Origin of the sequence: Carboxylicivirga taeanensis (genome assembly GCF_051851475.1) — a bacterium.
Lineage (GTDB): Bacteria > Bacteroidota > Bacteroidia > Bacteroidales > Marinilabiliaceae > Carboxylicivirga > Carboxylicivirga taeanensis.
Window position 1 is genome coordinate 296,127 of the sequence record NZ_JBPUSJ010000006.1, and the last position, 13,867, is coordinate 309,993.

Annotated in this window: 10 protein-coding genes; 4 read left to right on the plus strand and 6 right to left on the minus strand. The window is 43.9% G+C overall.

The annotated features are described in order from the left end of the window. The first annotated feature begins 11 nt into the window (after positions 1 to 11). The 3 genes from ACSX1H_RS11640 (at position 12) to ACSX1H_RS11650 (ending at position 3,146) form a co-directional block, all read left to right on the plus strand. Complete coding sequence (locus ACSX1H_RS11640) at positions 12 to 1,094, plus strand: LptF/LptG family permease (RefSeq protein ID WP_439184124.1); 1,083 nt, start codon at positions 12 to 14, stop codon at positions 1,092 to 1,094. Positions 1,095 to 1,266: 172 nt separating this feature from the next. Next, entirely contained in the window at positions 1,267 to 2,811 is a 1,545-nt protein-coding gene (locus ACSX1H_RS11645) for an acyl-CoA carboxylase subunit beta (protein WP_439184127.1), read from the plus strand. 11 nt (positions 2,812 to 2,822) lie between these two features. Continuing rightward, positions 2,823 to 3,146, plus strand: coding sequence for a biotin/lipoyl-containing protein (locus ACSX1H_RS11650; RefSeq protein ID WP_439184128.1), 324 nt, complete (start codon positions 2,823 to 2,825; stop codon positions 3,144 to 3,146). A 34-nt stretch (positions 3,147 to 3,180) separates the two neighbouring features. Here the strand turns inward: ACSX1H_RS11650 and ispE are convergent, their stop codons facing one another. Beyond that, positions 3,181 to 3,996: a 4-(cytidine 5'-diphospho)-2-C-methyl-D-erythritol kinase gene (gene ispE, locus ACSX1H_RS11655; RefSeq protein WP_439184130.1), complete on the minus strand. Its 816-nt coding sequence runs from the start codon at positions 3,994 to 3,996 to the stop codon at positions 3,181 to 3,183. Between the two features lie 230 nt (positions 3,997 to 4,226). Between ispE and dnaB the strand changes: the two genes are divergently transcribed. Beyond that, positions 4,227 to 5,777, plus strand: a complete 1,551-nt coding sequence (dnaB, locus tag ACSX1H_RS11660; protein ID WP_439184132.1) for a replicative DNA helicase — start codon at positions 4,227 to 4,229, stop codon at positions 5,775 to 5,777. Here dnaB and ACSX1H_RS11665 read toward each other — a convergent pair. From ACSX1H_RS11665 to ACSX1H_RS11685, 5 genes are all read right to left on the minus strand, one after another. Further along, on the minus strand, positions 5,774 to 7,423 hold the full coding sequence (locus tag ACSX1H_RS11665; protein ID WP_439184133.1) for a diflavin oxidoreductase: 1,650 nt from the start codon (positions 7,421 to 7,423) through the stop codon (positions 5,774 to 5,776). The two genes, dnaB and ACSX1H_RS11665, sit on opposite strands and share 4 nt — an antisense overlap. An 89-nt stretch (positions 7,424 to 7,512) precedes the next feature. Next, positions 7,513 to 8,280 carry a LytR/AlgR family response regulator transcription factor gene (locus ACSX1H_RS11670; protein ID WP_439184134.1) on the minus strand — a complete coding sequence of 256 codons (768 nt, stop codon included), beginning with the start codon at positions 8,278 to 8,280 and terminating at the stop codon, positions 7,513 to 7,515. Beyond that, positions 8,273 to 9,334: a sensor histidine kinase gene (locus tag ACSX1H_RS11675; RefSeq protein ID WP_439184136.1), complete on the minus strand. Its 1,062-nt coding sequence runs from the start codon at positions 9,332 to 9,334 to the stop codon at positions 8,273 to 8,275. The genes ACSX1H_RS11670 and ACSX1H_RS11675 overlap by 8 nt, the downstream gene beginning before the upstream one ends. Before the next feature lie 7 nt (positions 9,335 to 9,341). Then, the gene (locus tag ACSX1H_RS11680) at positions 9,342 to 10,688 is read right to left on the minus strand and encodes a TolC family protein (RefSeq protein WP_439184138.1); all 1,347 of its coding nucleotides are present in this window, start codon (positions 10,686 to 10,688) and stop codon (positions 9,342 to 9,344) included. Beyond that, positions 10,678 to 13,842, minus strand: coding sequence for an efflux RND transporter permease subunit (locus ACSX1H_RS11685; RefSeq protein ID WP_439184140.1), 3,165 nt, complete (start codon positions 13,840 to 13,842; stop codon positions 10,678 to 10,680). The genes ACSX1H_RS11680 and ACSX1H_RS11685 overlap by 11 nt, the downstream gene beginning before the upstream one ends. Positions 13,843 to 13,867: the final 25 nt, after the last annotated feature.

Below are 13,867 nucleotides of genomic sequence, written 5' to 3' on the forward strand. Positions count from 1 at the left end.
AACAGATAGTTTTGAAGAAACTGGACTTATATATACTCAGGAAGTTCCTGGGAACATTCTTCTTTGCCATATTGCTGATTATTAGTATTTCAGTAGTGTTTGATGTAACCGAAAAAATTGATAACTTTTTTGAACATGGGGCCCCGTTAAAGGCCATTGTTTTTGATTACTACAAGAATTTTGTTCCCTATTTTGCCAATTTATTTACGCCACTGTTTGTTTTTATTGCAGTAATTTTCTTCACCTCAAAAATGGCGTATCAAACCGAAATTATTGCCATTCTTTCGAGTGGGGTGAGTTTTAGGCGGATGATGTTTCCCTACTTTTTGGGTGCAGCTATCATTGGCTTGTTTTCATTTTTGTTAGGCGGCTATGTGATTCCTCCGGCCAATCAAACACGTATTCAGTTCGAAAATGTGTATGTTAAAAATAAGCCGGCTAGGGGGCTCGAAAAAATTCATATGCAGATTGAGCCAGGTGTATTTGTTTACATGGATAAATACCGGACTTACAGTGGGAGAGGGGATTACTTCTCTATGGAAAAGTATGATGGTAAAGAATTGGTTTCAAAGCTGTCGGCCCGTTATGCCGAGTTTGACTCCACCTCTGGTAAATGGGGTTTAAGGGACTATGTTTTACGTGAATTTAGTGATGGGGTGGAGCATAAAATCAGTGCCGGTTCTAAAGTGGATACCTTGATACCTAATGTTACACCCAAAGACTTTAAAGAGGAGCGTAAGTATTTTGAGATGATGACCAATACTGAGCTCGACGCCTATATTGAAGCACAGCGAGCCCGCGGTGTTGGCAATCTCGAAGAGTTTTTAATTGAAAAGTATAAACGCATAGCCTCGCCGTTTAGTGCCTTTATTTTAACTTTAATCGGCGTTTCCCTGGCATCCCGAAAGGTACGGGGTGGAATGGGCTTGCATATTGGAGTTGGCATCGCGTTGAGTTTTTCGTATATTTTGTTCATGACCATTTCAACCACTTTTGCTGTCAATGGGAATATGAACCCGATGTTAGCAGTTTGGTTGCCTAACATTGTATTTACTGCTATTGCATTTTATTTGTACATCAAGGCGCCCAAGTAATCTGAGTAACTGACTATTTACCTGGGTTGTTCGGTTATTTGAAATGAAGACTATCTGACCTTATTCCTTTCGTTAAAAAAAATAAATTAGTAATTATGCAGTCTGAAAAATTATTAATCAGATTGTTTAATATATATTTTGATTAATATAGGTTAAATCAAATTTTTGGATTATGTCATTGAAAAAACACATCCTTGACCTTCGGAAAAGAAAGGAACAAGTGCAAAAGGGTGGTGGCGACAAAGCCATTGAAAAGCAAGCTGCCATGGGTAAAATGACGGCTCGCGAACGAATCCTGGCACTCGTTGACAAAGATTCTTTCACCGAATACGACCTTTTTGTTGAGCATACGGCTCGCGATTTTGGAATGGACAAAAAGCAGTTGCATGGTGATGGGGTTATTATTGGTACAGGTACCATTTATGGTGCACCAATCTGTATCTTTGCGCAGGATTTTACTGTAGCCGGGGGATCGTTAGGATTAATGCATGCCCGTAAAATTACCAAGATTATGGATCATGCCTTGAAAATGCGTGTGCCCTTAATCGGAATTAACGATTCTGGTGGTGCCCGTATTCAGGAGGGAGTAAACTCTCTGGCAGGGTATGGCGAGATCTTTTATCGCAACACATTGGCTTCTGGGGTTATTCCTCAGCTGTCTGTTATTCTAGGCCCATGTGCGGGCGGTGCGGTATATTCACCAGCGTTGACTGACTTCGTTTTTGTTGTTGAGAATATTTCTAAGATGTTTATTACTGGTCCTGGTGTGATCGAATCTGTTCTGGGAGAAAAGATTTCGATGGAGGACCTTGGTGGTGCGCGCGTTCATGCTGAAATTACCGGTAATGCCCACTTCTTCTCTAACAGTGAAGTTGAATGTTTCGACCAGATTAAGAAGCTGATTACATTTATTCCTTGGAACAATAGTAAAAAAGCGAAAGCATTTCCTCCAAAACCACCTAAGTTCAAAGGTAATATTGAGGATATTATTCCATCGGATCCAAAAACACCTTACGATGTACGTGACGTTATCAAAGCAATTGTTGATGATTCTGATTTCTTCGAAATTCAGGAGCTTTGGGCGGCAAACATTGTGATTGGTTTTGGTCGTTTGAATGGTGAAACAGTAGGATTTGTGGCTAACCAGCCGATGGTATTGGCCGGGGTGCTCGACTGTGATAGCTCTGATAAAGCAGCGCGTTTTATCCGTTACTGTGATGCCTTTAATGTGCCTATTATCACCCTTGAGGATATGCCAGGTTACCTGCCAGGAGTGGATCAGGAACACGCGGGTGTAATCCGTCACGGTGCTAAGGTGCTTTATGCTTATTCTGAGGCAACGGTGCCGAAAGTAACTGTTATCTTGCGTAAAGCCTATGGTGGTGGTTACATTGCCATGAACTCACGTCACCTGGGAGCCGACTTTATGTTTGCCTGGCCAATGGCTGAAATTGCCGTGATGGGACCAGAAGGTGCGGCTAACATCATCTTCAAGAAAGAGATTGATGAGGCAGAAGATAAAGACGCTATGCGTGCTGCTAAAGTGGAAGAGTATAAAGAGAAATTTGCTAATCCATATGTGGCCGCAGCAAAAGGTTATATCGATTCTGTAATTGAACCTAATGAAACGCGTGCATTATTGCTGCATGCTATTGAAGTTTCGGCTGGTAAAGATGATCATCGCCCTGCTAAAAAGCATGGTATTCCTCCATTTTAATAGGTGCGTTTATGAGTACAAAAAAAACAGAAGGATTAGTCGATTTCGCTATACTCAGTATGAAGTATAAAACAAAATTGACTAAAAAATTCGAGAACCGCGTTCAATATGAGGCGCCAAATCCAAACCACATTGTGTCCTATATTCCAGGTACAATTTGTGAAGTGTTTGTGAAAGAGGGCCAGAAAGTTAAAGAAGGTGAATCACTGTTGATACAGGAAGCCATGAAAATGCGTAACCAGATAACCATGCCACACGATGGTAAGGTGGTTTCAATAGAAGTGACACAAGGAGATAAGATTCCAAAGAACCATTTAATGGTTGTAATCGAGTAAAAAAGTAAGGGCTGCACATGCAGCCCTTACTTTTTTATAGTTTCTTGATCCATTTAAAATGGGATGCAGGAGTATCGATATGAGGTTCGTCTTTAAAGAGGCCAAACACACTTGAGCCACTGCCACTCATGCTGGCATAGCTTGCCCCGGCTTCGTACAAAGCCATCTTAAGCTTCCCTATTTCCGGGTACTTTGTGAATACCGATGGTTCAAAGTCATTTTTTATATGGTGCTTCCATTGTTCTATTGGCAGGCGAACTAATTCGCTCAGCGCGGCAGTCGATGGACGAGCACTCACACCACGGTAGGCTTCTGGTGTTGAAACATGAACGGGAGGTTTAATCAGGGCGATGTAGTATCCTGTTAAATCAAGCTGAATGGGATGAAGCATGTCGCCGATGCCCGTGGCAAAAGCTGGTGTATTCTTGATGAAAAAGGGGCAGTCGGCGCCTAATTGAGCAGCTATTGTTACTAAGCGAGACTCATCAATGCCGAGCTTGAATTCTTTGTTAAGCAGTGTGAGCATAAAAGCTCCATCAGCCGATCCACCGCCTAAACCAGCACCAAAGGGGACCATTTTATGCAGATGAATTTTTAGCGGAGGGAGATCATAGTCTTTTTTTAGCAGCTCAAATGCTTTGATGCAAATGTTATCAGCTGGCGGTGCATCAATGTTAATGCCTGAGGAACTAAATATATAGGGCTCCGTTGTTTCAATATTTGTAACGACTTCCAGGGCATCCATTAAAGGAATCGGATAGAAGATGGTCTCCAGGTTGTGGTAGCCATCCTGTCTTTTCTCAACTACGTTAAGACCAATATTAATTTTGGCGTTGGGATAACAAATCATGTCAAATGCATTTTATACAAAGAAACTAGTTCCACCTGAGAAAAAAAACGGGTGTTTATAAAATGTTGTTGTTACCTTGATTATTGCTTGTAGCTGCAGGCTTTGCCGCTGATTTACCTTTTTCAAACCTCACCCAATGCCAATTCATGGCATGATGAATTGAGGTAAAAATGCAGCTTGTTAAGATGCAATTTGTATCTTTGTGGCTCTGAATTTTTCCAAATTAAGCTATGGCAGATAACAGGTATTCGAATCGCAAAAAACCGATTGCAGGTATTGAAATGGGTAAACTACCACCTCAGGTAACAGACTTGGAGGAAGCGGTTTTGGGTGCATTATTGTTGGAAAAAGAGGCCTTTTTAAATGTATCTGAGCTGTTAAAGCCCGACCATTTTTACAAGGAGGCGCACCAGCATATTTACAAGGCCATTATGGATTTGGAAGCGCACGAGCAGCCGGTGGATATGCTCACAGTGACCCAGCAACTAAAGAAGATGGGAAAGCTCGAAGAGGTGGGTGGTGCCTTCTATATTACTCAGCTAACCAGTAAGGTGGCATCGGCAGCGCACATCGAATACCATGCTCGCATCATCTGGCAAAAATATTTGCAGCGTCAGATGATTCATATATCCAGTGACTTACAGAGTAAGGCTTACGATGATGGCATTGATGTAAACGACTTGCTGGAAGAGGCTGAGAGCACCTTTTTTATGCTGTCGCAAGGCAGTATGAAGCGCGATGCGATGCAAATCAACCCGGTTATCCAGGATGCGATTGACCGTATTAAAGCGGCCTCGGAGCGTACTGATGGTTTAAGTGGTGTACCTTCTGGTTTCACAGCTTTGGACCGGGTTACATCCGGATGGCAGGGCTCAGCATTGATCATTATTGCTGCTCGTCCGGCCATGGGTAAAACGGCTTTTGTATTATCCATGACAAGGCAAATGGCTTTAAACCATAAGATTCCGGTGGCTATATTCTCTTTGGAGATGTCGAATGTGGAACTCGTTAACCGTTTAATCGTATCGGAAACTGAGTTGTCGGCCGACAAAATTAAGAAGGGGAATCTGGCCCCATATGAGTGGGAGCAGCTCGACCATAAAATTCAAAACCTCATTGATGCGCCAATATTTGTAGATGATACGGCCGGTTTGTCGGTCTTTGAATTACGTGCTAAATGTCGTCGTTTAAAGAAGCAGCACGATATTAAGTGTGTGATTATTGACTACCTGCAGCTGATGAATGCCAGCGGTATGAATCCGGGCTCGCGTCAGGAAGAGGTGAGTTTAATCTCCCGAAACCTTAAAGGACTGGCCAAAGAGCTGGATGTGCCAATTATTGCGCTGTCACAGTTAAACAGGGGTGTTGAAGGACGTGCCGGTGCTGAAGGTAAGCGACCGCAGCTTTCTGACCTCCGTGAATCGGGTGCCATTGAGCAGGATGCCGATATGGTATGCTTTATTCACCGACCTGAATACTACCGAATAACAGAGGATGAACAAGGTAACTCCCTGATAGGGTTGGCAGAGATTATTATTGCCAAGCACCGTGCCGGACCAACGGCCGATGTGCGTCTGCGTTTCCGTGCTGAGTTAGCTCGTTTCCAGGATGTAGAGGATGTTGATTTTGAGGATAACGGCTTTGGACAAAGCACACCGTCACAAACCTTTGGCTCAAAAATGAATCAGGCTGTGGAGTCGGAGAGTGCTGCCCAGCTAGGTGGCCATCAGCTCCCCGAATTTCCAGAAGGTCCTGGTTTTAATAGTGATGTGCCGTTTTAATAAAGGTCTTCGCGGATTATATTTTGATCACGCTGCTGCTTCAGCAGGGCTTTGGCTGCTTCTTCAGTCATATTTTTTTCGGTCCTGTATATTTGCAGCAGAGTGGTTTTCACCTGATCGCCCATTCGGTTATGACCACAGAGGTAGATAATTGCCCCCTTATCCAGCCACTCCAGCAGCCTTTCTTTGTACTCAAGTAAGCGCTGCTGCACATACTCCTTCTGTGCCTGATCGCGGGAAAATGCTGTGTTAATAAAGGCCAGTGTTTCATCCTTATAAAAATCGATGATCTCATCTTCGTACAAAAAGTCACTGGTCTGGTGCTTATCTCCCCAGATTAACCAGGCTTTATTTTTTATTCCCCGAGCTGATAAATCTTGCAGGAAGGCTCTGTAGGGCGCAATGCCCGTTCCAACGCCTATCATAATTATTGGGGTTTCGGGGTTTTCAGGCAGGTGAAAGGAGGGGTTGCTCACCAGGCGAAAGTTAATGGTAGCTCCTTCAGCCAATCCCTCATTGACATAAGTTGAAGCTGCTCCTTCGTAGTCTCTTTCTTTTTGCGTGAAGCGAATGGTTTTGACCGTTAGATCTATCTGATTTGGTTGAGCGATAGCTCCCGATGCAATTGAATAGTACCGGGAATGGATGGGCTGAAGGATGCCGACGAACTCATCCGCGTCCATTGTACATGGGTAGTCCTTTATTAAATCAAGCACATCTGATGTGGCGATGTAGGAGCGGAGTGCCTCCTTGTTGTTGTAGAGCTCTTTTAGTTGAGCGGAACTGTTTATTTTTAGAAAACGCCTGATAACGGGTCGGGTCAAGCGTGTGATCTCAAATTGATACAATAGTGCATACTCCAAACTGTGGTTGTAGGTGATAAGCTCCTGCGATTTGCTTAAATTGAGCACTTCAATAATCTGATTGACAAGTTTAAGCGGGTTGGTTGGAACAATTTCAATGCAGTCGCCGGCCGCATAAGCTACTTTACTGTTGGCATTATCCAACTCGACATGGTAGACCGCTTGTTGTGTTTCGCCTTTAGTGAGTTGAATGCGTGTGGTTAGCGTGGTCGAAATAAAATCAGGGACAGCTAACTCTGCTTTCGATAGGATTTCTGTTTCTTTTTTAACACCGGCTATGGTTTCATAGCTATTTTGTATCCATTGAAGAGCGGGTTTTTTAAAGTCCAGATCGCAGTCTACCCGATTAATAATTGGTTGGGCTCCCAATTTTTGCAGTTGCTTTTCGATGGTTTTACCAGCGCCACAAAAATTGTCGTAGCTGGAGTCGCCAAGTCCGCACACAGCATAGCGCAGATTCGGTAACAACGGCATTTCTTCGTGTTGCAGCAAGGCATAAAACTGTCGGGCGTTAGGTGGCAGTTCACCTTCACCATCGGTACTAACCACTATTAGAAGTTGTTTTTCAGCAGGTAATCGGCCTACGTCGTATTTCTCCATGTTAAGGCATTCGCTTTCAATGCCACACTGGTGATAGTATTTGTGGGCTTGTTGGGCCACCAGTTGCGCATTGCCGGTTTTGGTTCCATACAAGATTGTAACCGGCGGACATGTTATGCCTGTTTTAATAGACAGGTTTAAAGGCTTTTCTTTTTTCTTTAGTAAGGCACTGAAGAATCCCATATATGATGTGCATTAATTGTTAAAAACAGAAGGCTTGTATGTACATAAAGCCTTGCTCTAATTAACAAGCACCACCATAAAATGTTTGCTTATTTAGCCAGCCATTGCTTAAATTTAGAGGCTTTCTCGCTGGATATTATAACATCGCAATTGGCTTTGGGACGCAACTCCAGTTTGAGCTTACTTTTAGAGTAGATATGGGCCTCCAGAATGGACAGTACGCTGACGATGAACTTGCGGTTGGCCCTGAAAAATTGCCTAGGGTTCAACTCATCGTTCAATTGCTCAAGCGTTAGGTTGATGTCAAATACACGGCCTTCGTGGGTGCAAATAAATACGCCTCTGTTTTCGGCATAAATATAGGCCACCTCATTAACCGGGATGGTCTTTAATTTGCCCCGGTAATGCACCAAAAATCGTTCTCTGTATTCTGGTTGAGTTTGTTGCCGGGCAATAGCCTGGCCCAATAACTGGTAGTCTATTGTTGTTTCATTGGTTTGCTGAACACGACTTAAGTATTTGTCAATGGCAATTTGTAGCTTATCCTTTCCAAATGGTTTTAGAAGGTAGCCAATACTGTTGTGATCAAAGGCCTGAATGGCATATTGGTCATAAGCCGTGGTAAAGATGATGGGACTCGTAATATTTTGTTGTTCAAATATCTGAAAGCTATTGCCATCGGCCAGGTGGATATCCAGAAAAATGAGGTCGACGGTGTTCGATTGTAAAAAGTCAACCGTGGCTTCTACAGAATCCAGAATTTGAACAACCCTAAAGTCAGGGGCAAGCGTACTGAGCATGGCCTGTAATTTACGTGCCGATGGCATCTCATCTTCAACTATTAAAACATCAGTCATGAGTTGGTGGTATTAATGGAATTTGCGAAACGTAATGCTTTCCGTCGCTGGTAAAGTTCGGTAATTCACCATGCAGCAATTTAAATTTTTCTATGAGATTTTGCTGGCCGGTGTGGGTCGATTCATATTTTTCAGTTTTTGGCTGTATATTGTTTTTAATAAGCAGGCTGTTCGTTTTAGTTTCAATAGTGATGGTTAGCGGACGCTGCCTTGATACAACATTGTGTTTCAGTACATTTTCTATTACTACCTGTAACGAGAGTGGAGGAAGAAGTCTGTTTTCGAGCTGATCGTCGATGTTTACCCGAAAGTTCAGCCCTTCCTCGTACCGGTATTTATAGAGGTTCAGGTAGGTTCGGATAAAATCCAGTTCCTCTTTTAAAGTCACCAAATCTTGCTTATTAATGGAGAGCACATAGCGGTATATAGCTGCAAAATCCTGAATGAATTTATCTGCTTTTTCGGTGCTTTCATAAATCAACGACGATAAAACACTGAGGTTGTTGAATAAGAAATGATGGTCGAGTTGCTCCTTCAAAGCGGTGTATTTGGTGCTAATCTGTTCTTTCTCCAGTTGAGTCAGTTTAAACTCCAGTTGATTTCTTTCTTCGGTTGCAACAATCATTTCAACCACAATCATTAACAAGGCACTAACCATTAGCGGCATGATAAATACAATGAGCCGGAACTGTTCTTCTTCGTGATGTTTGGGCATCCAACCTTCGTTAATTGCAAAATTGATGCTACCAATGATGATAATTGGAATAATGAGGGTGACCCCAAAGTCGATAATGGAGCGGATGAGCCAGTTGCGCTTCCAGGGGTAGCTCACATTCAATTTCCGTACGATGTAGTTATACAGAAATACGAGTCCTAATGATTCAATAAAGCCAACCAGCATCCTCTCAAAGGGCATTTGACTGATTTCCTCCAGCGTTCTGTATTGAAAAACAACAGTGAGCGTCATCGCTATCAGGATGATGCCTAACAGAATAAATGGTGTTAGCAGCAGTTTAAGGCGCTTGTTTCTAAATTGAATATTCCGAATCATCATGCTTTAACTATTGAATGAGCTGGCCGGTTAATTGTAACAGGTAAAATTCAGCTGTTTTGGCCTGGTATTGGGCATCGTTGTAATCAGCGGCCACGCGTAATAAATTTTGCTGGGCGGTTCGAAACTCAATGGAAGTGACTCGTCCCAGCTGAAACAGCTCTTTGGTTTGCCCAAAATTTAATCGGGCTTGTTCCAAACTACTCTTTTGTAGTTCAACAATTTTTCGCTTATAAATATAGTCAGTATATGCATTGGATGCATCCCGTTCAATTTCCGATTTTACCTGCGAGGTGCGTTCCTGAGCACTCATGTAATCGAGGCGGGCATTTTTTTCGCGTGTACGTTGCTGACGCCCGTTAAAAACATTAAATTTTAAACTGATGCCAGCTGTGGTGCCCATGTTTTGGTTGTAAAGCAGCTGGCCGGCATCATTATCCTGCCTGAAATAGCCATACTGTCCATAGGCCGAAAGGGTCGGGTATTTTCCGGCATTCGCAAGTTTTACATCCAGGCTGCTGATGTGTTCTTGCTGCTGCTGGGTAAGGAGTCTGGAATTATGCAACAATGCAGCGGCGAGAATCTCTTCCGAAGTAAAATCATTGCGAAAGGAGATGGAGTTATCAACTGCGTAAGTATTCTGAATAGGAACTCCCAGCAGTAAATTAAGGTCTTTCATACTTTGGATGGCGGACTGTTCTGTTTGCAAAACTATGGTGCTGTCATTGTTCATATCCACCTCGGCATTGAGTATGTCGAGCTGTGTTGCCTGCCCGTAGGCTTTTTTATCCATGGCTTTTTGCCAGCGTTCCCGTGAAATACGCATCGATTCCTTGGCCAGATACAGGTTTTGCTGGGCCCGGCAAAGCTGATAATATTGTTGGGCTACCTGTACTATGGTTGCTTCGGTTTGCTGTTTGAAAATGGTTTCCTGCAAGGCGTCGGCACTCTGCAGTTTTTTGTAAGTGTAGATGTTTCCAAAGCCATCAAACAAGGTATAATCAATGCGGGCATTGGCATTGTATGTGGCTGACCCTGCATTGTCCTGCTCAATCACCACCTTCGAGGGTGCTCCGTCACTGCCCTGACTCAACAGCTCTATTTCGGTGTCTTTGTTTGAATAGTCGGCTCCTCCATTCAGGCTCACCGAGGGCAATAGTCCGGCATTGCCAATCGAATTCAGGTTTTTGGCTTTCTGTAATTCACCACTGGCAATTTTTATGTCGTAATTATTGACCAGAGCAATTTCTATCGCTTTTTGCAAAGTTAGCTGCTGACTGGTGTCTGGCACTTCCTGTGCATTAGTGCACAGGTAAGCCAGTAATAATAATATTAGTGTGATGTATTTAGTCTTCATATTCTTCGATGTATTTCATTTCCTTGATTGCAGGTTCAATTTCTTCCCGTGTCACTTTTCTGCCGAGTAGCTGTTGCCATTTTAATTTGGTACCATTGGCAATGAGCAGCATTACAGGGAGCAAAATGAGGGTTGTGGTGGTGGCCATGGCCATGCCATAGCTGACTGAAATAGCCATTGGTATCAGGAAGCGGGCCTGCATACTGGTTTCGAGCAGCATGGGCGCCATACCGGCAATGGTAGTCAGCGTAGTTAATAAAATGGGGCGGAAGCGCGACATGGCTGCATCCAATAAGGCCTTTTCATAGTTCATGCCTTCCTTAAGGTTGATGTTTAAGGCGTTAATCAGCACCAGTGCGTCGTTAATCATTACCCCGATAAGAGCAATGACACCCATGCCCGACATAAGGCTTAAGGACATGCCATGAATCCAGTGCCCTACAATCACTCCGACCAGGCTTAAAGGAATCATCATGTAAACCAGTATCGATTGGGTGACAGACCGAAGGGTGAGTATAACCACACAGAACATAAGCAGCAGAATGATGGGCATCACTTTTCGCATGGAGCTACCCACCTTGGCACTTTCGCGTTTCTGTCCTTCGTAATCGGCTTTTACGCCGGGGTATTTGGCATAGATTGGCTCAAGGATTTCCGACTCAATTTTACTGATCACATCGGGTAAGGATGCGTTTGGGTTCGACTGGTTGGCCTCAACCTGTACTTCACGCTCAAAATCGAGGTGCTGGATGTTGGAAAAGCCATTAACTGTTTTTAAAGTAGCCAGTTCAGATAGCGGATAGGCGGCTCCGTTGCCCAGCCTTATTTTCATATCTTCCAGTTGCCCTATCGAACGACGGTTGTCTTCGGCGTATTTCACCCAAACTTTTACTTCATCTTTTCCGCGCTGTAAACGTTGCGCTTCATTTCCCCAAAAGGCTTCTCGTACTTGCCCGATAACATCCTGCAGGCTGATGCCCAAATGATGAGCTTTTTCTTTTAGCTCAATTTCCACTTCACGGTAACCAATAGGTGTGTTATCTGACACATCGGTGACTTCAGGCATTGCATTAAGTCCACGTTTCAGTTCCTCTTTGGCGGCACGTAGTACCTCATTATCATCGCCCAGCAACGAAATCACCAGTGCTTTACCAAAAGGATTAAAACCTTCAAACAGTAGGGCTTCAGCCCCGGGGATATCGCCTACTTTTTCGCGCAGGCGCAACACTACATCGTCGGTGGTGGAGTTACGCGATTCGCCATCCAGCAGGGTAATCTGTACGGTGGCTTTACTACCCATGCCCTGAAACTGCTGAAAAGTTTGCTTGATAATGTTCTGATTGTTGGGTTGCAAAGGACGCATCTCTTCATTCACCTGCCAGATGGCCTTGGTTATTTTATCAACCTGCTTTTGTGTAACCGACTCATCGGTACCTGATGGCATGGTTAAGCTCACGGTAATGTTATCGCCATCGACCTGTGGAAAGAACGTGACATTGACCCAGCGTGCCGATACCATGCCGATTGAAATAATAAAGAGGGCCGTAAACACGGCAAAGGTGATGGTTTTGTACTGAATGGCTTTTTCAACCACTGGCTTATAGGTGATGTCGCGCAGTTTAAGCAGCCCTGTTTCGGCCCAGCCCATGTACTTTACCCATTTGCTTTTGTAGCCCTTTTTCAAGGCTTTGGAGTGAGCAATGTGTGCGGGCAAAATTATAAGTCCTTCTATCAGTGAAACAAACAGAATGGCTATTACTACAATGGAAATCTCTTTGAACATATCGCCCATGCGCCCATCCAAAAAGATAAAGGCAGAAAAGGCCATCATGGTGGTTAGAACACCAGACACTACTGCGGGTGTTACCTCCAGCGTGCCATCAACAGCGGCACGTATTGGTGTTTTGCCCATTTGCCAGTGCCGGTAAATATTTTCGGCAACAACAATGGCATCATCAACCAGAATCCCCAGAACTAATATCAATCCAAAGAGCGACAGCATATTAATGGTGACTGAGGTAGCCGGAATAATGATAAACATACCTAAAATGGAAAAGGGGATACCTATAGCCACCCAAAATGCAATTCGGGGATTCAAGAACAGGGAGAGGAACAGTAATACCAGCAGGATGCCAATAACACCATTCTTTACCAGTAGGTTAATACGTTGGTTCAAAAGGTCGCTGGAATCGCGTATTACAGTGGCGGTGTATAAATCCTGACTGGAGTTAAATGTTTCGATGTATTCTTTAACCGCATCGGTAGCGGTGATGACATCTTCGGAGAAGGTACTTTGAATAGTGATGACAACACTTTGCTTTGCATTGAAATAGACTTCGGAGGGTGCATCGGCCCATTGGTCTTTAATGGTTGCTACATCCTTAAGGCGAATAATGCCTCCTTCAGCTGTGTTGCGAATGACGATGTCTTCCAGGCCTTCGCTTTTATACTCGCGGTTACGCACCCGGATAAAGAGTTCTTCTTCACCATCTTTAATGCTGCCGCCCGTCATCAGCAGGTTGGTTTTTGCTACCGCACGGGCTATCTCTGTAAAAGTAATGCTATATGCTTCGAGTGCATCTTCTTTTAGCAGAATGGCAATTTCTTCATCGGGGTAGCCGCCAATGGTCACCTTTGAAATGCCTTCTTTGCGTAGCAGGTCATGTTCCATTTGGCGGGCCGTAGATTTGAGTTGTTTGAGGCTGACCTGTTTCCCTTCGTTGGATGTTATAACATAGTTAATGGAGAAGTTAACATCGTCGTGCTTGTAGGTGACTACCGACTCGATACCCACCGGAAAAGAAGCGATGCGTTCCACCTCGTTTTTGACTTTTATCAGCGCTTCGTCCATGTCGGTGCCTTTTAGCATTTCGATGGTCACTGTGCCACTGTTTTCGCGCGACACAGACGTGATGCGCTCCATCCCCTCGAGGCCTTTTACGTTTTCTTCAATTTTAAGAATAGCACCTTCTTCAACCTCTTCGGGCGAGGCCCCCGGATACACAATGTCTACATAGATGTAGCGCTGGGCAATGTTCGGAAAAAAATTCTTTTGGATGCCAATTAATGAGAAAGTACCAAATAACAGGACCATCACCATGATGAGGTTGACTGCTACCGGGAATTTCATAAAGTAGGCTATAAGATTTTTCATTCGCTTTAATTTATTTGTCAGTAGT

What these genes read in the sequence shown, in the direction of transcription:
- ACSX1H_RS11645 (WP_439184127.1), top strand. Translation starts at nt 1,267, where the DNA reads ATGTCATTGAAAAAACACATCCTTGACCTTCGGAAAAGAAAGGAACAA.
- ACSX1H_RS11650 (WP_439184128.1), top strand. Translation starts at nt 2,823, where the DNA reads ATGAGTACAAAAAAAACAGAAGGATTAGTCGATTTCGCTATACTCAGT.
- ispE (WP_439184130.1), bottom strand. Translation starts at nt 3,996, where the DNA reads ATGATTTGTTATCCCAACGCCAAAATTAATATTGGTCTTAACGTAGTT.
- dnaB (WP_439184132.1), top strand. Translation starts at nt 4,227, where the DNA reads ATGGCAGATAACAGGTATTCGAATCGCAAAAAACCGATTGCAGGTATT.
- ACSX1H_RS11665 (WP_439184133.1), bottom strand. Translation starts at nt 7,423, where the DNA reads ATGGGATTCTTCAGTGCCTTACTAAAGAAAAAAGAAAAGCCTTTAAAC.
- ACSX1H_RS11670 (WP_439184134.1), bottom strand. Translation starts at nt 8,280, where the DNA reads ATGACTGATGTTTTAATAGTTGAAGATGAGATGCCATCGGCACGTAAA.
- ACSX1H_RS11675 (WP_439184136.1), bottom strand. Translation starts at nt 9,334, where the DNA reads ATGATGATTCGGAATATTCAATTTAGAAACAAGCGCCTTAAACTGCTG.
- ACSX1H_RS11680 (WP_439184138.1), bottom strand. Translation starts at nt 10,688, where the DNA reads ATGAAGACTAAATACATCACACTAATATTATTATTACTGGCTTACCTG.
- ACSX1H_RS11685 (WP_439184140.1), bottom strand. Translation starts at nt 13,842, where the DNA reads ATGAAAAATCTTATAGCCTACTTTATGAAATTCCCGGTAGCAGTCAAC.